This is a genomic window from Arthrobacter sp. ATA002, from assembly GCF_026898095.1.
In the GTDB taxonomy this organism is placed as follows: domain Bacteria; phylum Actinomycetota; class Actinomycetes; order Actinomycetales; family Micrococcaceae; genus Arthrobacter_B.
Window position 1 is genome coordinate 316,577 of sequence record NZ_CP114015.1, and the last position, 25,159, is coordinate 341,735.

Genomic DNA, 25,159 nt, shown 5'->3' on the forward strand with positions numbered 1-25,159 from the left:
TCCGCGAGGAGGAGGGCGGCACCGTTTGTTATGGCACCGTCCGTTAATGGCACCGTCCGTTAACAGTGGCGGCCCCGCCGGCCGGGATGCAGCTAGCTCCGGACCGGCAGCCGCGGTACGACGGCGGCGAGCAGCCGGTCCGGCTCCCCGCAGGACACCAGCACGTCACCGCCGGCGCATTCGATCCGGACCGAGGGTCCGCCCACGAGGTAGCCAGTGCCTTCCGGGAGGACCCGCAGTCCCATTCCGTAGCGCAGGCCCGTGACCGGGCCTGCCGAGATGGCCCTGATCTCCCGGTACTTAACCTCGGTCGAGATGATGCCGGCGACGCGGATGTGCAGCCCTTCCCCGCCAACCCTGACCCGTGCCGTCATCATCACGATCGGTGCCATGATGACCGCCACGAAGACGCCGGTCAGCAGTGCCGGGGGCCCGCTTCGAGGACGGCCACGGCGGTCCCGGCCAAAGCGGCGAGCAGCACCAGGCCCAGGATCAGCCGGTAGCGGGCCGGCATCCGTGTGTGGAACGTCAGAATCTGCATGTTTTCCCCCACTGTCATGCCGCCAGTCTGCCGCATTTCCGGCGGTCCGGCATGCTGGAGGCGGCCGTCCTTTCCCCGGAGCGTCCCCGGTGCTTACTGCGCCTGGAACACGCCAGTGCGCAGGTACCGGCTGTAAAGCCGCAACACCTCGAGTGTCGGTTGATGGGTGGGGGACGGGGCCCGGGTCAGCGGAAAGAAGCCGATTTCCGTAACTTCGGACTCTTCCGGCGCTACTGTTCCTTCCCAATCCCATTTCTGCTCCTGACTGGCTGACTGGCTGACGGGTTGACTGGACGGCGCTGGCTGGCTGGACTGCCGCCGGCGCCGCGGCCGGGTTCGGTTCTGTTGCTCTCGGCCAGCATGGCGGACCGCGCCGGCCGCACCGGTCCCGCTGCCCGGCAGGCCCCGTGTTGGCAGCAGTAGAGGCTTCCACTGTGGTGCTGCTTCGGCGCCGTGGCTACTCTGATGGGCATCAGCAGCCCCTTTAAGGAGAGCGCCATGCCACGTCTGCCTTTGGTCACCGTCGCCGACAAGCTGGAAGGGGCGGCCTGGCTGGATCCGGCCGCCGGAACGGTGTCCCGCCTGGTCCGCAGGGTGCTGCCGTGGCCGCGGGTGACGGATACGCTGCACGGCGTTCCCCTGGGGCATCCGCTGCATCCCCTGCTGGTGATTGTCCCCCTCGGCGCCTGGGTTTCGGCTGCCGTGCTGGATGTGCTGCCCGGCAACCAAGGGCAGCCCAGACACTAGTGGGGCTGGGAGTGGTGACGGCAGTGCCCACCGCCCTGACCGGGGTGACGGACTATTCGCAGCTCGACACACCGCAGCAGCGGACCGGCATCGTGCACCAGGGAGCCAACGCGATTGCCGCGGGCCTGTATGCGGCTTCCTGGTTCAGCCGAAGCCGCGGACACCACGGCCGCGGAAGGGTTTTGGCTTTCGCTGGACTGGGCATCGCGGGCGTTGGCGGGTTTCTGGGCGGCCACCTCTCCTACCGCCAGGGCGCCGGCGTGAACCGCAATGAGGACCTGCCCGAGGAGGTTCCGGCGGGCTGGCATTCGCTGGGGCCGGCCGACGGCTTTCCGCCCGGCCGGCTGAGCCCGGCGTCGCTGGGCCGCGTTCCGCTGCTGGTGCTGCGGCGGGAGCAGAAGGCCGGCGCCGGACCGGACGTCTCCGTGCTGGCGGATACGTGTTCACACCTGGGCGGGCCGCTGCACGAGGGCCATTTGCAGGAAGCCCGGGGAGAGCTGTGCGTGGTGTGTCCCTGGCATGGCAGCACGTTCTCGGTTCGAAGCGGCGAAGTGGTGCATGGCCCGGCCACCGCCCCGCAGCCGGCCTTCCGCACCCGGGTCCTGGACGGACGGCTTGAGGTGAGCCTGACCGGAGCCGGGGAGTAGCCCGCAGCCATGAACGTCTGGACCAGCCTGGAGTCCGCGTGGCCGGACCTGGACTGGCATGGGGTGAAGTTCCGCAGCGGGGCGTTTCACCGCGTTGCCGTGCTGGGGGAGACGGCCGTTGTGCGTGTGTCGTTCGGGCCGGGCCACGCGGAGCGAACCCGCACTGAAACAGCTAATTTGGCGGTTTTCGCCGCAGCGGCACTGCCGTTCCGGGTGCCGGCTGTGCTGCGCGGGCCGGTCCATGGGGACGGCTGGTCGGCACAGCTCAACGGCTTTGTTCCGGGGGAGCACCGGCCCTTTGAGCGGTGGGAAGCGGTGCGTGCACCCCTGCACCTGGTGCTGGCAGCCCTGGCCGCCATGGTTCCGCCTCCCGGGGCACTCCGGCCGGTGCGGCAGTGGTGCGGTGCCGGGGAGTGGCCCGCCGTCGTCGCCGGGATCACGGCGGGACTGGCGCCCGGGAAACCCGGGCCGCGATCCGGGTGGTCGCGGCGGTTCTGGCAGCTGAGGAACTGGTGCCGCCCGCGGTCGTGCACGGCGACTTTGGCCTGCACAACGTCTTCTGGGCCGGGCCGCAGATTTCCGGGCTGCTGGATTTCGATAATGCCTGCCTCGGGGATCCGGCCATGGACCTGGCGCCGCTGGTCGGTGCGTTCGGTGCGGCGGCTGTAACCGACATCGCCGGCGCTGAGGTGGTGGCGCGTGCCCAGCTGCACCGGGCATCCCTCTCGCTGCAGGTGGCGGCTGCGGCCCACCTGGCCGGAGATCACGGGCTCCGGGAGTTTGCGCTGGGTAATTTCAGTGACAGGTTCCGCCGCGGCACCCTCTATGATCCGGGGCCGCGCCCGGGCGCACCGGAGCCCTGACCCCGGGGGGCCGCAGGATAAGCTCGGCCGGGACGAGGGGGGACCTGATGCAGGAACAGCGAAACGGACCGGGCGGGAACGAACGGGTTGTGCTGGGTAATTACGGCCTCATCAAAGGAATAGCCGTTTCTGCAGGTCTGTGGCTGGCGGCCGCAACGGTGCTGTACGTCTGGCTGCTTTTCCTGGAACCGCAACCGCCGGGATCGGATTTCAATCCCTTCGGCATGTGGCTGTTTCTGATGGCAGTGTTCGGCGGGCTCTCACTGCTGGTGGGTGTGCCCGTGGGTCTGGTGCTGGGACTGCTGCTGCGTCCGGTCCGCCGACAGTGGATTCACGTGGCGGCGTTTTTCGCGGTCCCGGCAGGTTTGCTGTGGGCGGTGTTCGGATTCGACCCGTTCGGGGGAATTATCGGTATCAGCGTCGGACTGGCAGCTGCCGCGGGGCGGTGGTCAGTGTGCCGTGATGTTGAGGTGGTGTTCTCCGCCGGCCCCGGCGCGGGCTCCGCTGCCGTGGGGCCATGAAGAACCCCAGGTGCGCATGAACATCACACTGAGGACGCCAACGGCCGCCGATGTACCGGCGCTCGCAGCGGTGCACCACCGCTGCTGGGTCGAAACGTACACCGGAATGGTGCGGGACGCCTTCTGGGAAGGCTTTACCGTCGCCTCGCTCGTTCCGATGTGGGAACGCCTTGCAGCCGGTGACACGCCGTTGCGCCGCACCGCCCTGGCCGAGTCGGGCGGGGAGCTGGTCGGCCTGGCCATGGCGGGGCCTTCATCCCTGCGTGAATACCCCGCGTTCCCTCCGGTCCGCGAGCGGCAGCTGTTCATGCTCTACGTGCTCGCATCCCATCACGGAACAGGCGCCGGGCAGTCGCTGCTGGAAGCAGTGGTGGAAGCGGGACCGGCGCAGCTGTGGGTGGCGGCGGATAATCTGCGGGCGCAGGCTTTTTACCGCCGCAAGGGGTTTCACCCCGACGGCGCCCGGGTGGCGGCCACCCCGATGTCGGATGACATTCCGGTTCTCCGGATGGTCCGCTAGGCCGTGGACCGCAGGGAGCATTTTAGGGACAGCCGACTATTGTTATATTTAATATATAACAATAGAATCAGGTACATGCTGATCCGCCTCATCCCTGATCCCGGTTCGCCCCTTCACGAGCAGATTGCCGCTGCCGTCCGGGCGGGCATCCTGGACGGATCCCTGGCCGACGGGGAGCGTCTTCCCGCGGCAAAGGCTCTCGGGGAATCCCTGGGGGTAAGTCTGCATACCGTCCTTCACGCTTATCAGGACCTCCGGGATCAGGGCCTTATTGAACTGCGGCGCGGACGCGGCGCAGTGGTGATTGCCCCGGCCCCCGCCACCCGGGAAAACGCACTGCGGATTCTTGACGATGCCGCATCGCAGCTGGCCGTGCTGGGGCTTTCCGCCGAAACGATCCTTGCACTCTTCCGCCAACGCCTCGACAGGAGCTCTCCGCATGACGACTAACCTTCCGGCCCCCCGCACTTCCGAAGATCCGGATCCCCGCTTCTGGCTGGGCGTCTTCCTGCCGGCCGCAGCGGTCCTGGCGGGATGCCTCGCACTGGTTGCCGGATGGAGCCCGCGGCTTCCCGCGGAGGTTGCCCAGCAGTGGAACTGGTCAACCCGGGCGGTCACCACCGTGGGACCGTTGTGGCTGAATGTGCTGTCCCTGGCTCTGCCGGCCGCGGCCGTGCTGTGCGCCTTGGCCATCATGAAGTGGACCGGCAGGCTCACCGGATGGGGGCGCCGGCTGTCAGTTGTCCTGCTGTCCGGCCTCGCCTTCTTTCTGGCCGCGGCCCTCCCCGCAATGCTCCGTGGGCAGATGGGGCTCGAGGATCCTTGGCAAGCCCCGGATCCCCGTTCTGCGACGGCGCTTGTTGCTGTCCTGAGTTTGGCATACGGAGTGCTCGCCGCCGCGGTTGCCGGCGGTCGTCCGCTGGCCGCGGACGACGACCCCGGTGTCCCGGTTTCCGCACTGGACCTGGCACCGGAGGAGCGGGCCGTCTGGACCACACACCTGACGGCGTGGGTGTGCCTGCTTGGCGGCGGAATCCCGGGGCTGGTCCTGGTGGCCCTTGGCCTGCTGACTCCGCTCTGGGGGCTCAGTGTGGCGGGGGTCGTCCTGCTCGTGTTCGCTGGTGTTACCGGCCGCTGGAGCGTCACGGTCGATCACCGCGGACTGACCTGCACCACGCTGCTCGGACTGGGCCGGTTTCACGTCCCGGCAAACCAGGGGGCGAGGGCAGAAGTGGTTGCGGTGCGCGGTCTTGCGGAATTTCTCGGGTGGGGAATCCGGGTTGGTTCAGCGGGGTCCGTGGGGCTGGTCTTCCGCAACGGCGAGGCACTGCGGGTTCATGGCCGCGGCGGCAGGAGCCTGACCGTCACGGTCCGTAACGCTGCGACGGCGGCGTCCCTCTTCAACGCCCAGGCCGCCCGAAACACTGTCAGTTTCTAACCCGGCGACCCGGAGACCCGGAGACCCGGACACCCGAACCGTGCGCTGCTCAGGGCAGCCGCAGCTCGATCCTCCGCAGGCCCGGGACCGGATCAGTGGCCAGCCGGGCATGGATTTCCACGTCGAAGCGGTCAGTGCCGTAGCGGAGCTTGGCCCGCTGAACGCCTTCCACCGCAAACCCGGCGGAGCCTGCCACCTTGCAGGACGCCGGGTTGTTGGTCCGGTGGCCGAGCTCCAGCCGGTGCAGCTGCAGGTCCCCGAACGCCAGGTTCGCCAGGGAGGCTACCGCCCGCACCGCAAGACCCCTGCCGCGTGCCGGTGCGGCCAGCCAGTAGTGCAGCCAGGCCGTGCCATGGCGGACGTCGACGCTGCTGATTCCGACATTGCCCACGGCCGACCCGTTCCACAGGATGGCTCATGCGCCGTAGCCGCTACACGCCGTCGGGCGTGTGCCGGCCGGGGTCACTGGTTGCCCTCGGCTGCCAGGAGGGCCACCGCATCCTGTGCGGGGCCAAAAAAGACCGCGGGGTTTGCCACATCCTCTGGTGAGCGGGACGCTCCCTGCTGCACCACGACAAACCGCTCGCCGTCGCTGCGTTCCAAATACCAGGACCCGGCCATCACACCCGGGGCACTGCCGCCCTTGAACGCGACATACTTCCAGTCACCCCCGACTTCCAGGCCCAGGCCGTTGTTGGTGCCCAGAATCGCCCGCAGCGGTGCCCCGGCTTCCGTTGCCGCCCGTTCCTGCAGAGCAAGATGCACCCGCATCAGGTCATCAGCTGTGCCGAACCAGTCCAGGCCGTGGGTCCATACGGCCGTGTCCACCGACTCGGCCGGGATGTCCAGCACTCCCTTCGGCAGGCCTGCCAGCATTGCCCGGCGGGCGTCGCCGTCGGCCTCCAACCACTGTTCGCGCACGGCTTCCTCCACGCCCCACCCCAGCGAGAAGAGTTCACGGGTGGTCAGGAACGGCTGGTTAAGGGCCGGGTCCGAGTGGCCGGTGTCATGGAGCGCCTGCTCGACCGCGTCCCGGCCAACGGCGTCCATCAGCAGGTCCGTGGCCGTGTTGTCGCTGATGGAAATCATCTTCAGGGCTGCTTCCCGGACCGTGACCGTACTGCCGGCCGGAACGTCCTGGAGTTCACCGGATGGCAGGCTGCGCAGGTCATCGGTGACCGTCAGCGGGGTGTCCCAGGCCAGGGTGTCCGCAGCCACGGCATCAGTGACCGCTGTCAGGACGTAGAGCTTGAAGATCGAGCCCAGCGGTTTGGCTGCCTCGGAGCCGATATCGACGACGGCGGCACCGTCCGCGACGCGGAACACTGACAGTCCGGTGCCCTCCGGCATGGCGGCGACTTCAGCCTCCAGCTCCTTCCAGCTTGCGGCGGGAACCCGGTCCGGGGTGGCCGGGCCGAAGAAAATGCCGTTGATCATGCCCGCCTCATCCACGGACAGCTGCAGGTCCACCGGCTGCCCGGTGCTGCTGCTCAGCGTGAAGATGCCCTGCGCCGCGGCCGCGTCCACTTTGGTGGGAGTCCACGGTCCCTGAGTGCGCATTTGTTCCAGGACTTCCGCCAGCTGTTCCGCGGACAACTCCTGCAGGATCACCGGGGCGAACCGCGCGTCGAAACCGTCACCGTCCACTGTCGTCTGCGCGTTTACCTGCTGCAGGATCCACTGCGCCTGGCCGCCCACCGGGGTGCCGGGCAGCGGCAGGGCCGAGGACGCCGGCGGGGCCGTGTCTGCGGAAGCGGCGGTACCTGCGGCGCCGGTCGGCCCGGCTTCGACCCCGCTCTGGGAGGTTCCGCTGCACGCGGCCAGCGCGAGCATCAGGGCGGCAGCAAGCGAAGCGGCGAGCTCCGGCCCGCCGGGCCGCTCCCATCGGGTGCGGGGCCGGCCTCGGCGTGGGGCCCGGCCGGTCCGGTCAGGACGGGGGCGGCGGTGCCCTGCCTGCATGCTGATCCTTTCGCTGTGCTGGAACGGCGGCGGGAACAGGCTTCCTGCAGCCCCCAACTGCCGGTTTTGACAGGGTAGCAGGCGTTGCCGGGACGGGTGTTGCGGTGTTGAGGTGCTTCATGCGCGCCCACGGGCAGTGCAGCGTTCCCCGCCGGTCCCGGCACGCGTAGTCTCCTTCAGATGAACCCCGTTACGGTTTGCCTGTGGATTGCTGCCGCACTCGTTTCCGGAACGTGGGTGCTTTCGCTCATCACCCGGGAATACTCCTGGACCGACCGTATCTGGTCGCTGGCTCCCGTCATTTATGTGTGGGTTTTTGCGGCGGCTTCGGGGTTCGACGGACGCTTGCTGATCATGGCCGTGCTGGTGACGCTGTGGGGAGCGCGGTTGACCTTTAACTTTGCGCGCAAGGGCGGTTACGCGCCCGGCGGGGAGGACTACCGGTGGGGCATCCTGAAGGGCCGGCTGAAACCGTGGCAGTTTTCCGTCTTCAACTTTGCCTTCATCAGCTTCTACCAGAACGCCATTATCTTCCTGATGACACTTCCCGCCCTCACGGTGTACCAGGCGCCCGGGCCACTGCACACGGGCGACTGGGTCCTGGCCGCCCTGTTCACCGCCGCGCTGGCAGGGGAGACGGTCGCCGACCAGCAGCAGTGGAATTTTCACCGGTGGAAGGCCGCCGAACTCAGGGCCGGACGCACTCCGCGTCCCGATTTCCTGGAAACCGGCCTTTTCCGCTTTTCCCGCCACCCCAACTTTTTCTTCGAGCAGGCGCAGTGGTGGCTGTTTTACGGCTTTGCCGTCACCGCCACCGGGAGCTGGTTCCACTGGACCGTCCTGGGAGCCGTGCTGCTGACCCTGCTTTTTGCCGGATCTACGGTTTTCACCGAAAGCATTTCCCGCTCCCGGCATCCGGACTATGTGCAGTACCAGCGCCGTACCTCGCCCATCATTCCGCTGCCTCCGCGGCACCGGGCGCGGCCCGCTGCCGCAGCGTAGCGGACCATGCGACACACCCCCCCGGTTCGGGTGTGACCTTGGGGTCTATCTCCGCTAAAGTCTTTTCTACAGGTGTTGAATAACCAAGGACACCATCCCCGCGGCGTCCCCCAGCGCCGCGGCATGGAAGGGCTTCGCTTCGGCGGAGTCCTTTCGTGTATCTGCGAAGATGGACCCTATGCCGGCACCGCAAACTCCACAGATAACGGGTCATCCTGCCGCGGCGGAGCCTCGGACTGCACGCACCCGGGAGGCACTCGAAGCCGGACTGTGGGAGCTGCTGCGGGACCATGAGCTGTCCGAGATCAGCGTTGCTGCACTGTGCCGGCGGGCGGGCGTGCACCGCACCACGTTTTACGGCCATCACCACAGCATCTTCGAGTTTGCTGCCTCGTTGTATGCGGACGCTGTGGACAAGCTGGGTGCCGTGAATGTTGATCTGAACGGCGCGGGGCTTACCCGCGAAGAGGTGAGCGTCCTTTACGTGGACGCCGTCCGGCAGATCCTGTTGCATATCCGGTCGGAACGCCGGGTCTACCGGGCGCTTTTTTCCACCGGATCGTTTCCGGGAGTGCTTGCGGACGGACTCAAATGCCGCTTCCGCCTCGCGCTGAATGTCTGGGACGCGCATGGCCTGGTGCCGGGCCTTGATCTGGATGTGGTGGCGGCCTTTTTGGGCGGCGCCTACGCATCCTGGTTTGAAGAGTGGGCGGCGGAGGAGGACGGCGACGTCGAGGCCCGGCTGGCCTCGCTGACGCACTTGCTGCCGCAATGGTGGCCGCGGGAGGGCTTTTCCCGGGCCTGAGGCGGTATCTGCTTTGTCACATTCTCCGCCCGGAGGGAATGCGGTCTTCTTCTACAGGTGTTGATTAGGCGGAAAGCAAACAGCCTGAAGGAGAACGGTATGGAACGCGTAAGCGGCAAGGTGGCCCTGATCAGCGGCGGAGCCCGGGGTATGGGTGCCTCGCACGCCCGGCTTTTGGTGGCCGAGGGGGCGAAGGTCGTCATCGGCGACATCCTCGACGAGGACGGACGGAAGACCGCGGCGGAACTCGGCGACAGCGCCCGCTACGTGCACCTTGACGTCACCAGCGCCGGGGACTGGATCACGGCAGTGCAGACGGCGGTCACCGAGTTCGGCGGCCTGGACGTGCTGGTGAACAATGCCGGTATCGCCAACTTCGGGCACATTGAGGACTACACGTTCGAGCAGTGGAACACCATTGTGAACATCAACCTCAACGGTGTTTTCCTGGGCATCAAGGCCGTTATCCCGGCGCTGAAAGAATCCAAGGGCGGTTCGATCATCAACATCTCCTCCACCGCCGGCCTGCAGGGTTTTGTGGAGCTTCCCGGCTACACCGCCACCAAGTACGCTGTACGCGGCCTGACGAAATCCGTTGCCCTTGACCTGGGCAAGTACGGGATCCGGTTAACTCGGTGCACCCGGGAGTCATCAGGACGCCGATGACCGAGGGCATGGAAAACCCGATGTCCCATGTTGCCCTCCACCGCATGGGCGAGGCGCAGGAAGTCTCGCAGACGGTGCTTTTCCTGGCCAGCGATGACTCCAGCTTCTCCAGCGGCGCGGAGTTCGTGGTGGACGGCGGCGAAACCGCAGGCCTGGCCAACCACTAGCCCGGATGCCGTCCGGGCGCGTGCCCGGACGGCAGTTACAGCCGGTGCGGGCTTCCCGGATCCGGATAGCCGCTGGCCGCGTGCAGGTGTCCGGCTGATAATCGCCGTAGCTCATGGGTACAGGCTGCACGGGGAGCGGGCCGGCAGCGGGGTGCGGCACGTCCCGCATACAAAAAATCCCGGTCCGGTGACCCGGATCGGGATTCTTTCTTGAGTTGCGGGGGCAAGATTTGAACTTGCGACCTCTGGGTTATGAGCCCAGCGAGCTACCGAACTGCTCCACCCCGCGTCGTACTTACAACTGTACCCCCATGTGAGCCCGGATGAAGAATCCAGTGACAGCCATCACCATGCGGAGCCGATATTAATCGGTAGGGTGGCCCTGTGACTCTGCCTACTGAACATACAACAGTGACCTATCCCTCCGGTGCCGTGGAGTCTGCCGGCTCCGTCCAGGACGTCCGGGACCTGCCCGGCGGCGCCCGGGCGGTTCTGCTGGACGTCACGGCTGTCCATCCGGTGGACGCCGGCTGGCCCGACCAGGGCGCCGACCGCGCCATGCTCGAAACCGCAGCCGGCAGGACCTACGAAGTGCAGGACGCCGTCGTCGCAGCTTCGGACGGCACATCTCTGTACCTGGGCGCTGACATTCCGGTGAAGAAGGGGACGGAGGGATGGGTTTTCGCCGTCGCGCATCTGCTGCCGGCCGGTGCCGAAGTGCAGGAGGGCGAGGCAGTGCGGATCAAAGTGGACCCGGCATACCGGGCAGCCCTCTCCGCCGGGCACACCGCATGCCACCTGGCGTCCCTTGCCTTGAACCGGCAGCTGGCCGGAGCCTGGAAAAAGGAGGTCCTGCCGGACGCGGCCGGCAACCCGAACTTCGACGCACTGGCCATCGAAACCTCCACCATCAAAGAGCACGGCTCCACGGACGTGTACCGGCTGGGTAAATCGTTGCGCCGGAAGGGTTTCCGGCCCGAGGTCCTGCTGGAGGACCTGCCGGCAGTGGAAGCAGGAATCAACGCGATCCTGGCGGAGTGGACCGCCGCCGGGGCCGATGTCCGGATTGAGTGTGAGGGTGAGCGGCTGACCGATCTGCGGCGTTGGAGTGTGGACCTGCCCGAGGGGACGGTGAGTATTCCCTGCGGCGGCACCCACGCCGCCTCCCTGCTGGAAACCGGCGGCATTCAGGTCACGCTGACGGCTTCAGAGGGCGACGGTGCGGTGACCGTGGTCATGGACACCATCTGCGTTTCTCCCGCCGGATAGCCGGGCCGGCCGCAGTACGCCCGGTCGCGGCCACTTGGCCTGCTTGCGGCGGCTAACCGGCCACATACGCGGCGAGGTGCTTGCCCGTCAGGGTGGAGCGCCCGGCCGCCAGGTCGGCGGGAGTGCCCTCGAAAACAATCCTGCCGCCGTCGCGCCCGGCGCCCGGACCCAGGTCGATAATCCAGTCCGCATGCGCCATCACCGCCTGGTGGTGCTCAATGACGATCACCGACTTGCCGGAGTCCACCAGCCGGTCCAGCAGGCCAAGCAGCTGCGCCACGTCGGCCAGGTGCAGCCCGGTGGTGGGCTCGTCCAGGACATAGACGCCGCCCTTGTCCGCCATTTGGGTGGCCAGTTTGAGGCGCTGCCGCTCACCTCCGGAGAGGGTGGTGAGCGGCTGGCCAAGGTGAAGATAGCCGAGCCCGACGTCGGCCAGCCGGCCCAGGATCTTGTGTGCCGCCGGCAGGGGAGCGCCGCCGCCGTCGCCGGCGTTGTCCGCGCCGAAGAATGACTCCGCCTCCGTAACGGACATCCCCAGCACCTCGGCAATGTTCCTGCCGCCCAGGGTGTACTCCAGCACTGCCGCCTGAAAACGTTTGCCGCCGCATTCTTCGCAGGTGGACTCCACCGTGGCCATGACGCCCAGGTCGGTGAAGATCACCCCGGCACCGTTGCATGCCGGGCAGGCGCCTTCGGAATTGGAGCTGAACAGCGCCGGTTTCACGCCGTTGGCCTTGGCGAACGCCTTGCGGATCGGCTCCAGCAGGCCGGTGTAGGTCGCGGGATTGCTGCGGCGGGAGCCCTTGATTCCGCTTTGGTCAATGACCACCACGCCGTCCCGCCGGGCCACCGAGCCGTTGATCAGGGAACTTTTGCCGGATCCGGCCACACCGGTCAGCACGCAGAAAATCCCCAGCGGGATGTCGGCGTCGACGTCCTGAAGATTGTTGGCGGAGGCACCCCGGACCTCCAGCGTGCCGGAGGGCGTGCGCACCGTGTCCTTCAGGCGCGCCCGGTCGTCAAGGTGCTGTCCGGTGACGGTGCCGCTGGCACGCAGGCCCTCCACCGTGCCCTCGAAGCAAACGGCACCGCCGGCGGAACCGGCGCCGGGCCCCAAATCGACCACGTGGTCGGCAATGGCGATGGTTTCAGGCTTGTGCTCGACAACGAGCACCGTGTTGCCCTTGTCCCGCAGCTGGAGGAGCAGTCCGTTCATCCGTTCGATGTCGTGCGGGTGCAGGCCAATGGTTGGTTCGTCAAAAACGTAGGTGACATCTGTCAGCGACGAGCCGAGGTGGCGGATCATCTTGGTCCGCTGGGACTCCCCGCCGGAGAGCGTGCCGGCGGGCCGGTCGAGGCTGAGGTAGCCCAGCCCAATGGCGTCAAAGGCATCCAGCAGGTGCTGGAGCCCGGCCAGCAGCGGCGCCACCGAGGGCTCCTGCAGTCCGCGGATCCATTCCGCCAGGTCGGTGATCTGCAGGGAGCAGGCATCGGCGATGCTCTTGCCGTTGATTTTGGAGGAGCGGGCTTCCGGGCTGAGCCGGGTGCCCCCGCATTCCGGGCAGGTGGTGAACGTGATGGCGCGGTCCACGAAGGCGCGGATGTGCGGCTGCATCGCTTCCGGATCCTTGGACAGCATCGATTTGGAGATCTTGGGGATCAGGCCTTCATACGTCAGGTTGATGCCGTCAACCTTGATCTTGGTGGGCTCCTTGTAGAGCAGGTCGTGCAGTTCCCGCTTGGTGAACGCGGCGATGGGCTTGTCCGGGTCGAAGAAGCCGGTGCCGCTGTAAATACGCCCGTACCAGCCGTCCATGCTGTAGCCGGGGATGGTGAGGGCACCCTCGTTCAGGGACTTGCTGTCATCGTAAAGGGCAGTCAGGTCGAAATCGGTCACTGAGCCCATGCCCTCGCAGCGCGGGCACATGCCGCCCAGCCGGTTATAGGTCGCCTTTTCGGCTTTGGTCCTGCCACCGCGTTCCACGGTGATGGCGCCGCTGGCTTTCACGGAGGGAACATTGAAGGAATAGGCGTTGGGCGAGCCGATGGACGGGTTCCCGAGCCGGCTGAAGAGGATGCGCAGCATGGCGTTGGCGTCGGTGGCGGTTCCAACGGTGGAGCGGGGGTTTGCCCCCATCCGTTCCTGGTCCACAATGATCGCCGTGGTCAGCCCCTCCAGCCGGTCCACGTCCGGCCGGGCCAGGTTCGGCATGAACCCCTGCACGAACGCGCTGTAGGTCTCGTTGATCAGCCGCTGCGATTCGGCGGCAATGGTTCCGAAAACCAGAGAGCTCTTGCCGGAACCGGATACGCCGGTGAAGGCTGTCAGCCGGCGTTTGGGAATCTCAACGCTGATGTCCTTGAGGTTGTTCTCGCGGGCTCCCTGCACCCGGATGGCGTCCTGCCGGTCCGCAGCGCGGGGCGCCGCCGAAGTGTCGGTTGTTGTCGTGGCCATGCTCTGTCCGTCTCCATCCGCTCGTACTGCCCCGCCGCGCAGTACGTCCGATTCTCCGCGGCTGCCGCAGTTCGCACAACGCCCGTCCGGCAACGGCTCCCACCGTTGTCGGGCGGGAAAGGCCGGGCGTACCCTGAAGGCGCTCAATCCCCATCCATCCGGAGGTGCACCATGGCAACAGGAGAGACCGGTTTCGACGACGTTTCCTTCGACCTCATTTCCGTGCAGTACCACTGCCTGAAAGCAGGCCATGACTACGGGCAGTATGTGCGGGATGCCCGCAACGCGGGAAAGGAGGACATTGCCGCCTTTTTTGAACAGATCATGGCCCAGGACGCAGACCGGGCCAAGCAGTGCCATGAGTTCCTGAGGGACCTTTCCGGTGCCCCGGAGTCCGGGCCGGCAATGTCATAGGCAGCGGTGTGGGCTGCGGCGGTTCGGCGGGGCCCGGTCCGCGCAGCCCGCCCGTCACCGGGTCCCTCAGGTTTCGTTGTCCAGGCACAAAAACTCCCAGCGGTGGCCGTCCGGGTCTCTTGCCGCCCCTACCGGGAACAACCGGTCCTCTTGTCCCTTGGCGACTATTGCGGGATGCCCGGATTCAGCAGCACCACAATGCTGTCAGAGACAGCCACTGCCGGGCAGCCCGTGTTGCTGAATTGCAGGGATTCCCCCTGCCGCCGGTGCTAGCCTTGTGCCGGCGGCGGCGGGCACTGCACGGTGCCATCTGCCCCTCAGGTCCGGCAGCAGCATCCGGCCATCCGCACGCAAGGAGAGACGAATGACCAGTGACGCCCAATATCTTGCCCGGGCCCTCGATCTGGCCACCGCCAATGTCGCCGACGGCGGGGGCCCCTTGGTGCCGTCGTCGTCACGGCGGACGGCCGGGCATATGACGGGGTGAACCGGGTAACCGCGTCGAATGACCCCACTGCGCACGCCGAGGTGAGCGCCATCCGCGCGGCCTGTGCAGCGCTGGGCACGTTCGATCTTCACGGAGGGGTCTTGTACACCAGCTGCGAACCGTGCCCGATGTGCCTTTCAGCGTCGCTGTGGGCTCGAGTGAAGCGCGTGGTCTTTGCCGCAGACCGGAACGATGCCGCAGCCGCAGGTTTTGATGATGCGGCCTTTTACGAGTACTTCGAGGTGCCGGCCAGCCGCAGCATGCTTCCCGTGGAGCAGCTGGGCCTGGACGGGGGCAGGGCCAGATCGCCTTTCGACGCCTGGACCGCCGCGGAGGACCGCACGGACTACTGAAGCCGGCGGGCGGCAGCGCCCCGCGGCGGAGGCCCGGCCGGCGTCCCGGATTCGGCGCCGATCCGCTTGGCGAAGCACGCGGAGTCCTCCTCCCGGCGTAGGGACCGAAGTTCGGCACCACCGTATAACCGCCGTGTTCATAGAAGCGGCGTCCGTCCGGCTGTGCCGACCCGGCTTCGGCCGTGAGCACATCGTAGCCTGCGGCACGTGCCCGGTACTCGAGGGCGGTGAGGATGGCCGTGGCAACGCCGGAGCCCCTGGCATAGGGCAGTACGTAGATGCGCTTGATTTCCGCAGTGGCCGCATCAAGGCGCCTCAGCCCGCCGCAGCCCAGCGGCTGCCCGGAACTTCTTTCATAGGCGATCAGGAAGACTGCCGTGTCATCGGCGGTGGGCGGGGACGGCTCGTGGTCGATGCTGCCGAACCGGACGTCCAGTTCAGACTGCTGGGCTGCCCGCAGATCCGCTCCCACCGGGTTGCTCCAGGGCACTTCACGGATGGTGAGGTTCGGCGGCTGGTCGGCAAGCATGGAGGACCTCCTGTGCGGATACCCGGAGCGGGTTTTCCCATCAATCTAGGAGCGGGCGGTTTCAACGGTGTTTCGGCATCATGGCGAGCCGGCTAACAGAAAGCAGGGAAACCGGATGCGTGCAAAAATGGAAGGGATGACTTCCCTCGATACTTCCTCCGCAACCCCGTCCAAGCCGGTTGGCACCTCCAAGGCGCAGCTGCAGGCGCGGAAGGCACAGGTGCGTCCTGCCACGGAGGGCTGGGAGCAGGCCAAGGAGCCGGACGGCCGCCCGCTGCTGCAGTTCAAGTCCCCCCGGGTGTCGCAGCCTCCGGTGCATCTGGCGGACCTGACCCTGCCCGAGCGCCAGGCCAAGCTGAAGGAGCTGGGCCTGCCGGCGTTCCGCGCCAAGCAGCTGTCGGTGCACTACTTCCAGCACTACACCACGGATCCCGAGGCGATGAGCGACCTCCCGAAGGAGCGCCGCGATGAGCTGGTGAAGGAAATGTTCCCGACGCTGCTCACCGAGGTCAAACGCCTGACCACGGACAACGGCGACACCATCAAGTTCCTCTGGCGCCTCTTTGACGGCTCCCTGGTGGAGTCGGTGCTGATGCGCTACCCCGGCCGGATCACGCTGTGCGTGTCCAGCCAGTGCGGCTGCGGCATGAACTGTCCGTTCTGCGCCACCGGCCAGGCCGGCCTGACCCGGAACATGTCCACCGCGGAGATCCTGGACCAGATTGTCCAGGCCAACCGGGTGATCAAGGAAGGCGGCCTCGGCGGCAAGCGCCGCGACGGCGGCCACGACGCCGAGCGCGTCACCAACATCGTCTTCATGGGGATGGGTGAGCCGCTGGCCAACTACAAGCGCGTCATGAACGCCGTGCACCGGATGGCCGCCGACGTTCCGGAGGGCCTGGGCATGAGTGCCCGCAACATCACGGTCTCCACGGTGGGGCTGGTTCCGGCGATCAACAAGCTGGCCGGGGAAAACATCCCGGTCACGTTCGCGCTGAGCCTGCACGCTCCGGACGACGAGCTGCGCGATGAACTCATCCCGGTCAACAGCCGCTGGAAGGTGGACGAGGCGCTGGATGCCGCCTACAACTACTACCGCGTCACCGGCCGCCGCGTGTCGATTGAATATGCCCTGATCAAGGACATGAACGACCACCCGTGGCGCGCGGACCTGCTGGCCAAAAAGCTCAACGCCCGCGGCCGCGGCTGGGTGCACGTGAATCCGATTCCGCTGAACCCCACCCCGGGTTCCATCTGGACGTCCCCGGAGCCGCACGTGACCCGCGAGTTCATCAACCGCCTGATCGACGCCGGCATCCCCACCACCCTGCGCGACACCCGCGGCAAAGAAATCGACGGCGCCTGCGGCCAGCTGGCTGCTGCGGACTAAGGCTCCTGCGCCTGCGGAGAAGCACCGGCGCGGCAACGAAGACTGAACAACGACGACGGCGGGAGGCCGGGTACCAGACCCGGTCTCCCGCCGTCGTTATCTGCGTCCATGGTGCTTATTCCCGGTCGGATGTCCCCGCCGGTTCTTCGCCGGCAAGGATCAGGTAGAGGGACCTTTGGTCTCCGCCAACAGTGCGGCCGCTGCCCTCACCTGTTCAGGCGTCCCGGCCATGCCAACCTGACGGGTGGCACCGGTCAGCTCGTGCAGCAGGGCGCGGAGATCCGGCCCGCTGTCCCTGTCCGTGGTATCCGTAAACGGGTTGCCGGCTCCGGAGCCGGCCAGGTTCCCGGCCTCCTGCCGGCCTGCTTCGGTGAGGGTGGCGAGCTTGCGTCCGCCGGCGGCCTCGATGGTGACGAGTCCCTCGTCTTCAAGCTGTGCCAGCGTGGGATAGATGGCTCCCGGGCTCGGCTGCCAGCGCCCGTTGGTTCGCCCGCTGATGGCCTGGATGAGCTGATAGCCGTGCATCGGCTCTTCGGACAGCAGTTGCAGCACGGCAGCGCGGACATCGCCGCGTCCGGCCCTGCGTCCGCCGGGCCCTCCGTGGTGGCCGCGGCCGCGGCCACGGCCCCGTCCGGGCACGGGCCCCATGCTGACGGGTCCCAGGGGACCTGGTCCCATTCCTCCGGGCCCCATGGGGGAGTGGTGGCGCCGGGGGTGCGCGGGTCCGGGGGCTGTTTCGTCGAGAGGTTCAGGGGCAGCTTCGGCAAAGTCATGGTGCTTGTGTGGATGACGCATAAGGGTCTCCTGTCGTGCAACTTCCAATACTATCACGATATATCGTGATCCTCCGTTAGCTCAAGAGGGGGTGGCCGACCCGGAAGGGGTGGTTTACCCGGGAAGGGCCAGGGTGCTTCGGGCCAACCCGGCAAAAAAGGGCGGGAGGCCGGGTATCGAAACCCGGCCTCCCGCCGTCGTCATTTCCGGCCCGGAACACTCCGGGCCCCGGTTACTTCCGCAGGTGGTCCACCAGCGAGTCGGCAATGCCAATGTACGTGCCGGGCGTAAGGTCCTGCAGGCGGGCCTCGGCGTCGGCGGGCAGGCCCAGGCCGGAGACAAATTCGCGCATCCGCGCCGCGTCCACGCGGTGGCCGCGGGTGAGTTCCTTCAGGCGCTCGTACGGGTTTTCCATGCCCGGGGCACCGGCGATGGCTTCGGCGCGCATGACCATCTGGATGGCCTCGCCAAGCACCTCCCAGTTCGTGTCCAGGTCCGCGGCCAGGACGTCCCCGGCCACATCCAGGCGTTCAAGGCCCTTGACCACATTGGAGATGGCGAGCACGGAGTGGCCGAACGCCACGCCGATGTTGCGCTGCGAGGAGGAATCGGTAAGGTCGCGCTGCCAGCGGGAGGTCACCAGCGTGGAGGCCAGCGTGTCCAGCAGGCCGTTGGAGATTTCCAGGTTCGCCTCGGCGTTTTCAAAGCGGATGGGGTTCACCTTGTGCGGCATGGTGGAGGAACCGGTGGCTCCGGCCACGGGAACCTGCTTGAAGTAGCCGATGGAAATGTAGCTCCACACATCAGTGCAGAAGTTGTGCAGGATTCGGTTGAAGCGGGCCATGTCCGCATAGAGCTCGGCCTGCCAGTCGTGGGACTCAATCTGGGTGGTGAGCGGGTTCCAAGTCAGGCCCAGTCCCTCCACGAAGCTGCGGGCCACCTGCTCCCAGTCCGCTGTGGGAACCGAGGCGTAGTGCGCGGCGTAGGTTCCGGTGGCGCCGTTGATCTTGCCCAGGTAGTCGGTCTTTTCGATCCGGTTCAGCTGGCGGGTGAGGCGGTGCGCCGTGACGGCCAGCTCCTTGCCCAGGGTGGTGGGCGTGGCGGGCTGGCCGTGGGTGCGGGAGAGCATCGGCACGGCGCGGGTTTCCTCCGCCATGGCGGTGATCCGCTCGACCAGGTTCCGCGCTGCGGGCATCCACACGTTCTCAACAGCGCCCTTGACGCCCAGTGCGTAGGAGAGGTTGTTGACATCTTCGGAGGTGCAGCCGAAGTGCACCAGGGACGTCAGGTTTTCGATGCCGATCGCTGCCAGCCTGCGGCCGATGTAGTACTCCACGGCTTTGACGTCGTGGACGGTGACCTTTTCGATTTCCGCCAGCTCGGCGACGGAATCTCCGTCGAAGCCGGAAACGATGTCGCGCAGCTGCCCCTGCTGCTCAGCGCTGAGCGGGGAAGCGCCCGGAAGCACTGAGTTGGAGGTGAGATGGATCAGCCATTCCACTTCCACATGAGTGCGGTCGCGGTTCAGGGCGGCTTCGGACAGGTAGTCCACCAGCGGGGCGGTAGCGCCGCGGTAGCGGCCGTCCAGCGGGCCCAAGGCAATGGCGGGGGTGACGGAGGCAAGCGGGACGCGGGGAGCAGCGGATTCAGCCATGCGGCAATTCTTTCATGTTCCGGCGGTACGGCCTGCTGTGTGACTTCTCCTCCACAACGTGACTTGTCCTCCACAACGTGCAGGTTTGGCACCGGTTGGCACTCGCTGTCCCCGCGGGCCCGATGATCCGGGCGAGTGCTGGTCCGCCGTGACATAACGGAAGCGGAAGTGGAAGTTGCCGGACGGGCGACGGTGGGCGAGCAAACGGGGGAGGATCCATGAGCACGGAAGTGGAGGTGATGCCGGTCAATCCGGCTGACGTCTACGCGGCAGGGCAGGCGGCCGCCTGCGTCCGCAGGGCGGTGGATGAACTGGAGGACATCGAGCAGGACCTGCCGGCCCTGATTCGAATGGACTGGTATTCCCCGGCGGCTCTCGAGTTTGCTGAGCTCCTGGGCGGGCACATCCAAAACGTCGCGGCTACCCTGGAGGACCTGCGGCTGTGCGCTGACGCGGTCGAACGTCATGTGGCGGAAATCCGCGCCCACGGTCATGAGGTGCCCTAGATGCCGTCGCAGTGGTCTGCGGAAGACCGGCCCGGGCCCGGAATTCACGTTAGGGGCGGCGCACGGCCTGACGGTGGAGTACCGGGAACTGGAGTCGGTGGCCGGTGTCCTGGAGGGATCGGTTGCCCGGCTAACAACCCTGCGGTCCCGGTGCATGGAACTGTACCTGCTGCTCAGTGGAACGAGCGCGGTGCACGCCCACGCCCGATCCGCAGCCGGTGCTGCTGAGCTCGTCATTCAGGGCCTGAAGCGGAACACGGAACAGCTGGAGGAAGCGGCCGGGGATCTTCGCCGGGCCGCCGGAAACTATCTGGATACCGAGGGGCGGCTGGCGGAGGCGATCAAATGGGCGGCCGTGGGTGTTCCGATGGGAATCGATGTGTGGCGCAGCGGCGGCGGCGGTTTTCCGGACCGCACGGTGAGTGAAATGATCGTTCCGCCGTTCGACGGGTTCCTCATCCGGAAGCTGCTGGAACAGCTGGCGAAGGGAGACTTTGGCGAGCTTCGGCCAATCGAGGTCACGATGCTTGAGGGGGACCACGGGACGGTTCCGCTGGATGGCTCAGTGAAGGCACTGCTGGAGCGTTCCAAGGGCCTGCTGGACAGTCCGGACCGCGGCGTCGTGGAGATCCTCACCTTGGACGAAGGCGGCAGGCGCGTTCGGATTGTCACCCTGCCCGGCAATCAGGACAGCGGAAGCCTGTTGGTGGGGTCGAACCCTTTGACAACTATGGAAATGCGGAAGGCCGCGCGGAGGACAGCCGGTACGTTGCCGCCGCTGTTGCTGACGCCCTGCGGCAGGCCGGGGCCTCGGCGGACGACGCAGTCATTCTGGTGGGCTACAGCCAGGGCGGAATCCACGCAGTGAACACAGGGGCGCGGTTGGCGGAGGCGGAGGAGTTCGATGTGGAGATGATCGTGACGGCGGGCGCCCCGGCGGGGGACAGGGATACCCCCGACGGGGTGAAAGTGCTCCACTTTGAACACGCCCGCGACTGGGTGGCAGGCCTCGACGGAGCGGCCAATCCGGACACGCCAGACAGGGTGACGGTCACCGGAGCGGCGCCGGTGGAAGGTGTGCCCAGCGGGGGCTGGGCCCGGCCCACGACCTTGACCTGTACCTGGAGCTGGCCGGACGGGCTGACAGCAGCGAAAACCCCTCCCTGGAGGATTCGCGGGGACACCTGGCGGACATCATCCTGCCCTCGGCGATTGCCACCCGAGGCCTGTTCAGGTTCTCGCGGAAACCGGCGGCCAAGCCGCCGGCCCGGCCGCCCGTGGGGCCGGTTTCTCCCGGCAACGGAATGTCGCCGCTGCCACTCCCCGGGCATGCACCGCCTGTACTGGTGAACCCCGTTGCGCCAATCAAGGTCCCGCCCGTTGTTCCGCCGATTCCGGTTCCGCCCGTTGTGCCCCCGGGGCGGTAGCTACCTCCGGGTCCCGGTCAGTGAACCCGCAACCAGGGATACCAGGCTGATGACGATCGAGGCGAGGACACCGGTCCAGAAGAAGGAATCCACGACCAGCTCCACCGGTGTGTAACTGCTCAGCCAGGAGGTGAGCATGAGCATCCCCGCGTTGATAATGATCGTAAAGAGGCCCAGCGTCAGGACGGTCAGGGGCAGCGACAGCAGCTTGACGACCGGACGGATCAGGGCGTTAACAAGACCAAAAATCAGTCCGATAAACAGGTAGGCGAGCACCAGATCAACGGTGGGGTTGCCGGTGACGGCGGTGCCGCTTTCGGTGACCGCAATGCCGGGCAGCAGCAGCCCTGCAACCCACACGGCCAGGGCGTTGATTAGGATTCGGATCAGGAAGCGCATGCCTCCATGCTGGCACACGCCTCTGCCGGAAGCCCTCCTGCGGGCGTGCGCGCGTCCCTGCCGGAAGGGTGGATGGTGGCGCGGGTCACGACTGCTGCTGAGCCGTTTAGGGTTAAGCACATGACGACTACCGAGAATGACACCAGCACAGCAGGCGTTCCCGAGCCGGAGATCCGTCCCCGCAGCGTACTGGGCAAGTTGCCCCGCTACACCGCCGGGAAGCCGCCGGTGGTCATCGACGGACTGCAAAGCTACAAGCTCTCCTCGAACGAGAATCCGTTTCCCCCGCTGCAGGCCGTCCTCGAGGCGATCAGCGGACGGCAGGACATCAACCGCTACCCTGATCCGCTGTCCACGGCGCTGCGTACGGAGCTGGCCTCCTTCCTTGACGTTCCGGCGGAGGACATCGTCACCGGCGGCGGAAGCCTGGGCGCCCTGAATCAACTCCTGGCCACCTTCGCCGGCCAGGATAAAAACGGTGTTCCGGACCAGGTTATTTATCCCTGGCGGTCCTTCGAGGCATATCCGATCAGCGTCGGTCTTTCCGGCGCCGAGAGCGTCCAGGTGCCGCTGCGCGGAGACGGCACGCATGATCTCGACGCCATGGCGGCGGCCGTCACCGAGAGGACACGTGTCATCCTGCTCTGCACGCCCAACAATCCCACCGGTCCCGCTCTGACAGCCGTCCAAGTCGAGGACTTCCTGACCCGGGTGCCCTCCAATGTGATTGTCGTCATCGATGAGGCTTATGAGGACTTCGTCCGCGACCCGGAGGCAGTGAACGGCATCGAGATGTACCGCCGGCACCCCAACGTAGTGGTCCTGCGCACCTTTTCGAAGGAGCCGGGCTGGCTGGCCTGCGCGTGGGATACTCCGTATCCCATCCACCCGTCACCCAGTATCTGCGCGTGGCGGCCGTGCCGTTTGCTGTATCGCAGCTCGCTGAAACGGCCGCCGTGGCCTCCCTGCGGCACCACGGGGAACTTGTGGAAAGAATACAAGGACTGGTGCGGGAACGTACCCGCGTCGTTGACGGCCTCCGGAAGCTGGGCTGGCGCATTCCGGAGGCCCAGGGCAACTTTGTGTGGTTGGCGCTGGGGGACGATACCCCTGAGTTCGCGGCGTTGGCGGAGCAGCAGGCCCTCGCCGTGCGGGCCTTCGGCACCGAAGGTGTGCGGGTCACTATCGGCGAGGAGGAGGCAAACACCCGCTTCCTCGCCCTCTGTGCAACCTATACAAAGGCACCCCGGGTTTCCTAGCGTGTCCTAAGTGCGGTCCGGGCCCGGACGCTGGTTAGGCTGAGGGAAGTAAGTTCCACATATATTCTTCCGGTGTGATCCATTACCGGAAGGGAATATATCTAGCGCGGGTCGGTCAAACGGCTGCCCGGCGAGGAGTAAGCATGGACCTCAAGCACATGCCCGCCAGGACGGCGGGCGCTGATGGCGCGCGCGTGCCCGGCGGCGACGGCGGCGCAGCTCAGGGCAGCCCCGGCGACAGCGGCACCAGTGGCGTCCGGCAGGAGAATACCGGCATGGTGCAGTTGCTGACTCCGGACGGACAGCTTCTGGAGGACAGCGTCTACGGTGCTTACGCCGCCGAGCTGGGCGGCAGCGAACTGCGGGGACTGTACCGGGAGATGTTCACCATCCGCCGGTTTGACCAGGAAGCCACGGCGCTGCAGCGGCAGGGCGAACTGGTGATGTGGGTGCCCATGTCCGGGCAGGAGGGCGCCCAAATTGGCTCCGGCCGCGCGCTGCAGCCCCAGGACTACGTCTTCCCGACCTACCGGGAGCACGGCGTCGCACTGACCCGGGGCCTGGAACTTTCCCATTTGCTGCGGCGGTTCCGCGGCATTTCCCACGGCGGCTGGGATCCCGCCGACGCCAACTTCCACCTCTACACGCTGGTCCTGGCCGCTCAGGTTCCGCACGCCGTCGGGTACGCCATGGGCATGGCACGGGACAGGGCCGCGGACCCGCAGCTCCCCGAAGCCGCCACCGTGGCCTACTTTGGCGACGGCGCCAGCTCGGAGGGTGATGTCCACGAGGCCATGGTCTTCGCCGCTTCCTATGATGCGCCCGTCGTGTTCTTCTGCCAGAACAACCACTGGGCCATCTCTGTTCCCACCGAAGTGCAGTCCCGGATTCCACTCGCCAACCGCGCCAAGGGCTACGGCTTCCCCGGCATCCGTGTGGACGGCAACGACGTGGTCGCGGTCCACGCGGTGACCCGGTGGGCCCTGGAACGAGCGCGTTCAGGCGGGGGCCGGTGCTGATCGAAGCCTTCACATACCGCATGAGCGCCCACACCACGGCGGATGATCCCACCAAATACCGGCTCAGCGCTGACGAAGAGGCATGGGTTTCCCGGGATCCGCTGACCCGGCTGGAAAAGTACCTGCGCGCCTCGGGCCTGGCCGATGACGCTTTCTTCGAAGGCCTGGCCAAAGACGGTCAGGTGATGGCGGACAAGCTGCGCGCGGATGTGCTGGCGATGCAGGCCCCGGGATTCGAGGACGCCTTCACCGACGTGTACGCCGGGGCACATCCGCTGATCCAGGAGGAACTGGACTTCCACCGCCGGTACGAGGCCGGCTTTGCCGACTCCCAGGAGCCCACTGCATGAGCACCATGACCATGGCGAAAGCCATCAACGCCGGACTGCGGGCCGGACTCGAAAACAATCCAAAATCACTTCTCATGGGCGAGGACATTGGCGATCTGGGCGGCGTCTACCGCGTCACTGAAGGGTTGAAGGCCGATTTCGGCGCCAGCCGGGTCATGGATACCCCGCTGGCCGAATCGGGCATCATCGGGACCGCCATCGGCCTCGCGCTCCGCGGCTACCGGCCCGTCTGTGAAATCCAGTTCGACGGGTTCGTGTTCCCCGGGTTCAACCAGATCACCACTCAGCTGGCCAAGATGCACTCGCGCAGCGAAGGCACCCTGAGCGCACCGGTGGTTATCCGGATCCCCTACGGCGGCGGCATCGGGTCCATCGAGCACCACTCCGAATCCCCCGAAGCGCTGTTTGCCCATACCGCGGGACTGCGGATCCTGACGCCGTCGAACCCGCAGGACGCCTACTGGATGATCCAGCAGGCCATGACGTGCCAGGACCCGGTCATCGTGTTTGAGCCCAAGCGCCGCTACTGGCTCAAAGGCGACGTGGACACGGAACGCCCGACGGGTGATCCCTTCTCCGCCCACGTGCTGCGGGAGGGGGCCGACGCCACCATCGTCGCCTACGGGCCGCTGGTGCCGGTCGCCCTGGCTGCGGCGAAGGCGGCAGAGGAGGACGGCCGCAGCATCGAAGTCGTGGACCTGCGCTCGATCTCACCGATTGACTTTGACACCGTGACCGAGTCCGTCCGCAAGACCGGCCGGCTGATCGTCACCCACGAAGCACCCACCTTCGGCGGCATCGGCGGCGAGATTGCCGCGCGGGTGACCGAGCGTGCTTTTCTGTCGCTGGAGGCTCCCGTCATCCGCGTGGGCGGTTTCCACATGCCCTACCCGGTGGCGAAGGTCGAGGAACACTACCTGCCGGACATTGACAAGCTGATGGACGCGCTGGACCGCTCGTTCGCCTACTAACCCGTTCCCCGGCGGAAAACCGGCTTC

General features: G+C 66.7%; 24 protein-coding genes, 1 tRNA gene and 5 pseudogenes. 19 read left to right on the forward strand and 11 right to left on the reverse strand.

Going from position 1 to position 25,159, the window contains the following annotated elements; all coding sequences use genetic code 11:
* Window positions 1-92: 92 nt before the first annotated feature.
* Window positions 93-392: a hypothetical protein gene (locus OL239_RS01630; protein ID WP_268910454.1), complete on the reverse strand. Its 300-nt coding sequence runs from the start codon at window positions 390-392 to the stop codon at window positions 93-95.
* A 23-nt stretch (window positions 393-415) separates the two neighbouring features.
* Complete coding sequence (locus tag OL239_RS01635) at window positions 416-541, reverse strand: hypothetical protein (protein ID WP_268910455.1); 126 nt, start codon at window positions 539-541, stop codon at window positions 416-418.
* 498 nt (window positions 542-1,039) lie between these two features.
* Here OL239_RS01635 and OL239_RS01640 point away from each other — a divergent pair, with 498 nt between their 5' ends.
* From OL239_RS01640 to OL239_RS01670, 7 genes are all read left to right on the forward strand, one after another.
* Complete coding sequence (locus OL239_RS01640) at window positions 1,040-1,288, forward strand: hypothetical protein (protein ID WP_268910456.1); 249 nt, start codon at window positions 1,040-1,042, stop codon at window positions 1,286-1,288.
* Window positions 1,289-1,311: 23 nt separating this feature from the next.
* A complete protein-coding gene (locus OL239_RS01645; RefSeq protein ID WP_268910457.1) occupies window positions 1,312-1,935 on the forward strand; it encodes a Rieske (2Fe-2S) protein in 624 nt (207 codons plus the stop codon).
* 413 nt (window positions 1,936-2,348) lie between these two features.
* On the forward strand, window positions 2,349-2,798 hold the full coding sequence (locus OL239_RS01650) for a phosphotransferase family protein (protein WP_268910458.1): 450 nt from the start codon (window positions 2,349-2,351) through the stop codon (window positions 2,796-2,798).
* A 47-nt stretch (window positions 2,799-2,845) separates the two neighbouring features.
* Window positions 2,846-3,319: a hypothetical protein gene (locus OL239_RS01655; protein ID WP_268910459.1), complete on the forward strand. Its 474-nt coding sequence runs from the start codon at window positions 2,846-2,848 to the stop codon at window positions 3,317-3,319.
* A gap of 16 nt (window positions 3,320-3,335) precedes the next feature.
* A complete protein-coding gene (locus OL239_RS01660) occupies window positions 3,336-3,839 on the forward strand; it encodes a GNAT family N-acetyltransferase (RefSeq protein WP_268910460.1) in 504 nt (167 codons plus the stop codon).
* 75 nt (window positions 3,840-3,914) lie between these two features.
* Complete coding sequence (locus tag OL239_RS01665) at window positions 3,915-4,289, forward strand: GntR family transcriptional regulator (RefSeq protein WP_268910461.1); 375 nt, start codon at window positions 3,915-3,917, stop codon at window positions 4,287-4,289.
* Window positions 4,279-5,277 (forward strand): hypothetical protein, encoded by a 999-nt coding sequence (locus tag OL239_RS01670; protein ID WP_268910462.1) that lies wholly within the window; start codon window positions 4,279-4,281, stop codon window positions 5,275-5,277. The genes OL239_RS01665 and OL239_RS01670 overlap by 11 nt, the downstream gene beginning before the upstream one ends.
* Before the next feature lie 49 nt (window positions 5,278-5,326).
* Here the strand turns inward: OL239_RS01670 and OL239_RS01675 are convergent, their stop codons facing one another.
* Together OL239_RS01675 and OL239_RS01680 are read right to left on the reverse strand one after the other, a co-directional pair.
* Window positions 5,327-5,689 (reverse strand): GNAT family N-acetyltransferase, encoded by a 363-nt coding sequence (locus OL239_RS01675; RefSeq protein ID WP_442864272.1) that lies wholly within the window; start codon window positions 5,687-5,689, stop codon window positions 5,327-5,329.
* 50 nt (window positions 5,690-5,739) lie between these two features.
* A complete protein-coding gene (locus OL239_RS01680; protein WP_268910464.1) occupies window positions 5,740-7,236 on the reverse strand; it encodes a Cpe/LpqF family protein in 1,497 nt (498 codons plus the stop codon).
* A 180-nt stretch (window positions 7,237-7,416) separates the two neighbouring features.
* On the opposite strand from OL239_RS01680, the gene OL239_RS01685 reads away from it, so the two are divergent.
* The 3 genes and pseudogenes from OL239_RS01685 (at window position 7,417) to OL239_RS01695 (ending at window position 9,876) form a co-directional block, all read left to right on the forward strand.
* Window positions 7,417-8,238: a DUF1295 domain-containing protein gene (locus OL239_RS01685; RefSeq protein WP_268910465.1), complete on the forward strand. Its 822-nt coding sequence runs from the start codon at window positions 7,417-7,419 to the stop codon at window positions 8,236-8,238.
* 178 nt (window positions 8,239-8,416) lie between these two features.
* A complete protein-coding gene (locus tag OL239_RS01690; RefSeq protein WP_268910466.1) occupies window positions 8,417-9,043 on the forward strand; it encodes a TetR/AcrR family transcriptional regulator in 627 nt (208 codons plus the stop codon).
* A 150-nt stretch (window positions 9,044-9,193) separates the two neighbouring features.
* Window positions 9,194-9,876 (forward strand): annotated as a pseudogene (locus OL239_RS01695) (SDR family oxidoreductase).
* A gap of 215 nt (window positions 9,877-10,091) precedes the next feature.
* Here the strand turns inward: OL239_RS01695 and OL239_RS01700 are convergent.
* Window positions 10,092-10,165: transfer RNA gene (locus OL239_RS01700), tRNA-Met, on the reverse strand.
* A 95-nt stretch (window positions 10,166-10,260) separates the two neighbouring features.
* Between OL239_RS01700 and OL239_RS01705 the strand changes: the two genes are divergently transcribed.
* Window positions 10,261-11,145: a metal-dependent hydrolase gene (locus OL239_RS01705; RefSeq protein ID WP_268910467.1), complete on the forward strand. Its 885-nt coding sequence runs from the start codon at window positions 10,261-10,263 to the stop codon at window positions 11,143-11,145.
* Window positions 11,146-11,197: 52 nt separating this feature from the next.
* Here OL239_RS01705 and OL239_RS01710 read toward each other — a convergent pair whose 3' ends face one another.
* Entirely contained in the window at window positions 11,198-13,600 is a 2,403-nt protein-coding gene (locus OL239_RS01710) for an excinuclease ABC subunit UvrA (protein ID WP_268910468.1), read from the reverse strand.
* A gap of 171 nt (window positions 13,601-13,771) precedes the next feature.
* Between OL239_RS01710 and OL239_RS01715 the strand changes: the two genes are divergently transcribed.
* Window positions 13,772-14,014 carry an acyl carrier protein gene (locus tag OL239_RS01715; protein ID WP_268910469.1) on the forward strand — a complete coding sequence of 81 codons (243 nt, stop codon included), beginning with the start codon at window positions 13,772-13,774 and terminating at the stop codon, window positions 14,012-14,014.
* A 364-nt stretch (window positions 14,015-14,378) separates the two neighbouring features.
* Window positions 14,379-14,854, forward strand: a pseudogene (locus tag OL239_RS01720) (nucleoside deaminase).
* Here OL239_RS01720 and OL239_RS01725 read toward each other — a convergent pair.
* Window positions 14,848-15,383 (reverse strand): annotated as a pseudogene (locus OL239_RS01725) (GNAT family N-acetyltransferase). The pseudogenes OL239_RS01720 and OL239_RS01725 overlap by 7 nt on opposite strands.
* Window positions 15,384-15,519: 136 nt before the next feature.
* Here OL239_RS01725 and rlmN point away from each other — a divergent pair.
* Window positions 15,520-16,773, forward strand: coding sequence for a 23S rRNA (adenine(2503)-C(2))-methyltransferase RlmN (gene rlmN / locus OL239_RS01730; protein WP_268910470.1), 1,254 nt, complete (start codon window positions 15,520-15,522; stop codon window positions 16,771-16,773).
* A 159-nt stretch (window positions 16,774-16,932) separates the two neighbouring features.
* On the opposite strand, the gene OL239_RS01735 is transcribed toward rlmN, so the two are convergent.
* Both OL239_RS01735 and purB read right to left on the reverse strand, forming a co-directional pair.
* On the reverse strand, window positions 16,933-17,451 hold the full coding sequence (locus tag OL239_RS01735) for a PadR family transcriptional regulator (protein WP_268910471.1): 519 nt from the start codon (window positions 17,449-17,451) through the stop codon (window positions 16,933-16,935).
* Window positions 17,452-17,779: 328 nt separating this feature from the next.
* Window positions 17,780-19,201 carry an adenylosuccinate lyase gene (gene purB / locus OL239_RS01740; protein ID WP_268910472.1) on the reverse strand — a complete coding sequence of 474 codons (1,422 nt, stop codon included), beginning with the start codon at window positions 19,199-19,201 and terminating at the stop codon, window positions 17,780-17,782.
* Window positions 19,202-19,419: 218 nt separating this feature from the next.
* Between purB and OL239_RS01745 the strand changes: the two genes are divergently transcribed.
* Both OL239_RS01745 and OL239_RS01750 read left to right on the forward strand, forming a co-directional pair.
* Complete coding sequence (locus tag OL239_RS01745) at window positions 19,420-19,707, forward strand: hypothetical protein (RefSeq protein ID WP_268910473.1); 288 nt, start codon at window positions 19,420-19,422, stop codon at window positions 19,705-19,707.
* Window positions 19,708-19,780: 73 nt separating this feature from the next.
* Window positions 19,781-20,575 carry a hypothetical protein gene (locus OL239_RS01750; protein ID WP_268910474.1) on the forward strand — a complete coding sequence of 265 codons (795 nt, stop codon included), beginning with the start codon at window positions 19,781-19,783 and terminating at the stop codon, window positions 20,573-20,575.
* On the opposite strand, the gene OL239_RS01755 is transcribed toward OL239_RS01750, so the two are convergent.
* Complete coding sequence (locus OL239_RS01755; RefSeq protein WP_268910475.1) at window positions 20,547-20,891, reverse strand: hypothetical protein; 345 nt, start codon at window positions 20,889-20,891, stop codon at window positions 20,547-20,549. The two genes, OL239_RS01750 and OL239_RS01755, sit on opposite strands and share 29 nt — an antisense overlap.
* A 243-nt stretch (window positions 20,892-21,134) precedes the next feature.
* Window positions 21,135-21,533: a phage holin family protein gene (locus OL239_RS01760; protein WP_268910476.1), complete on the reverse strand. Its 399-nt coding sequence runs from the start codon at window positions 21,531-21,533 to the stop codon at window positions 21,135-21,137.
* Between the two features lie 120 nt (window positions 21,534-21,653).
* Between OL239_RS01760 and OL239_RS01765 the strand changes: the two are divergent.
* The 3 genes and pseudogenes from OL239_RS01765 (at window position 21,654) to OL239_RS01775 (ending at window position 25,132) form a co-directional block, all read left to right on the forward strand.
* Window positions 21,654-22,792 (forward strand): annotated as a pseudogene (locus tag OL239_RS01765) (histidinol-phosphate transaminase).
* Between the two features lie 143 nt (window positions 22,793-22,935).
* Window positions 22,936-24,161, forward strand: a pseudogene (gene pdhA / locus OL239_RS01770) (pyruvate dehydrogenase (acetyl-transferring) E1 component subunit alpha).
* On the forward strand, window positions 24,158-25,132 hold the full coding sequence (locus tag OL239_RS01775; RefSeq protein WP_268910477.1) for an alpha-ketoacid dehydrogenase subunit beta: 975 nt from the start codon (window positions 24,158-24,160) through the stop codon (window positions 25,130-25,132). Before pdhA ends, OL239_RS01775 begins: the two are co-directional and overlap by 4 nt.
* Window positions 25,133-25,159 lie beyond the last annotated feature (27 nt).

What these genes read in the sequence shown, in the direction of transcription:
- OL239_RS01630 (WP_268910454.1), bottom strand. Translation starts at nt 392, where the DNA reads ATGGCACCGATCGTGATGATGACGGCACGGGTCAGGGTTGGCGGGGAA.
- OL239_RS01635 (WP_268910455.1), bottom strand. Translation starts at nt 541, where the DNA reads ATGCAGATTCTGACGTTCCACACACGGATGCCGGCCCGCTACCGGCTG.
- OL239_RS01640 (WP_268910456.1), top strand. Translation starts at nt 1,040, where the DNA reads ATGCCACGTCTGCCTTTGGTCACCGTCGCCGACAAGCTGGAAGGGGCG.
- OL239_RS01655 (WP_268910459.1), top strand. Translation starts at nt 2,846, where the DNA reads ATGCAGGAACAGCGAAACGGACCGGGCGGGAACGAACGGGTTGTGCTG.
- OL239_RS01660 (WP_268910460.1), top strand. Translation starts at nt 3,336, where the DNA reads ATGAACATCACACTGAGGACGCCAACGGCCGCCGATGTACCGGCGCTC.
- OL239_RS01665 (WP_268910461.1), top strand. Translation starts at nt 3,915, where the DNA reads ATGCTGATCCGCCTCATCCCTGATCCCGGTTCGCCCCTTCACGAGCAG.
- OL239_RS01670 (WP_268910462.1), top strand. Translation starts at nt 4,279, where the DNA reads ATGACGACTAACCTTCCGGCCCCCCGCACTTCCGAAGATCCGGATCCC.
- OL239_RS01680 (WP_268910464.1), bottom strand. Translation starts at nt 7,236, where the DNA reads ATGCAGGCAGGGCACCGCCGCCCCCGTCCTGACCGGACCGGCCGGGCC.
- OL239_RS01685 (WP_268910465.1), top strand. Translation starts at nt 7,417, where the DNA reads ATGAACCCCGTTACGGTTTGCCTGTGGATTGCTGCCGCACTCGTTTCC.
- OL239_RS01690 (WP_268910466.1), top strand. Translation starts at nt 8,417, where the DNA reads ATGCCGGCACCGCAAACTCCACAGATAACGGGTCATCCTGCCGCGGCG.
- OL239_RS01710 (WP_268910468.1), bottom strand. Translation starts at nt 13,600, where the DNA reads ATGGCCACGACAACAACCGACACTTCGGCGGCGCCCCGCGCTGCGGAC.
- OL239_RS01715 (WP_268910469.1), top strand. Translation starts at nt 13,772, where the DNA reads ATGGCAACAGGAGAGACCGGTTTCGACGACGTTTCCTTCGACCTCATT.
- rlmN (WP_268910470.1), top strand. Translation starts at nt 15,520, where the DNA reads ATGACTTCCCTCGATACTTCCTCCGCAACCCCGTCCAAGCCGGTTGGC.
- OL239_RS01735 (WP_268910471.1), bottom strand. Translation starts at nt 17,451, where the DNA reads ATGGGACCAGGTCCCCTGGGACCCGTCAGCATGGGGCCCGTGCCCGGA.
- purB (WP_268910472.1), bottom strand. Translation starts at nt 19,201, where the DNA reads ATGGCTGAATCCGCTGCTCCCCGCGTCCCGCTTGCCTCCGTCACCCCC.
- OL239_RS01745 (WP_268910473.1), top strand. Translation starts at nt 19,420, where the DNA reads ATGAGCACGGAAGTGGAGGTGATGCCGGTCAATCCGGCTGACGTCTAC.
- OL239_RS01760 (WP_268910476.1), bottom strand. Translation starts at nt 21,533, where the DNA reads ATGCGCTTCCTGATCCGAATCCTAATCAACGCCCTGGCCGTGTGGGTT.
- OL239_RS01775 (WP_268910477.1), top strand. Translation starts at nt 24,158, where the DNA reads ATGAGCACCATGACCATGGCGAAAGCCATCAACGCCGGACTGCGGGCC.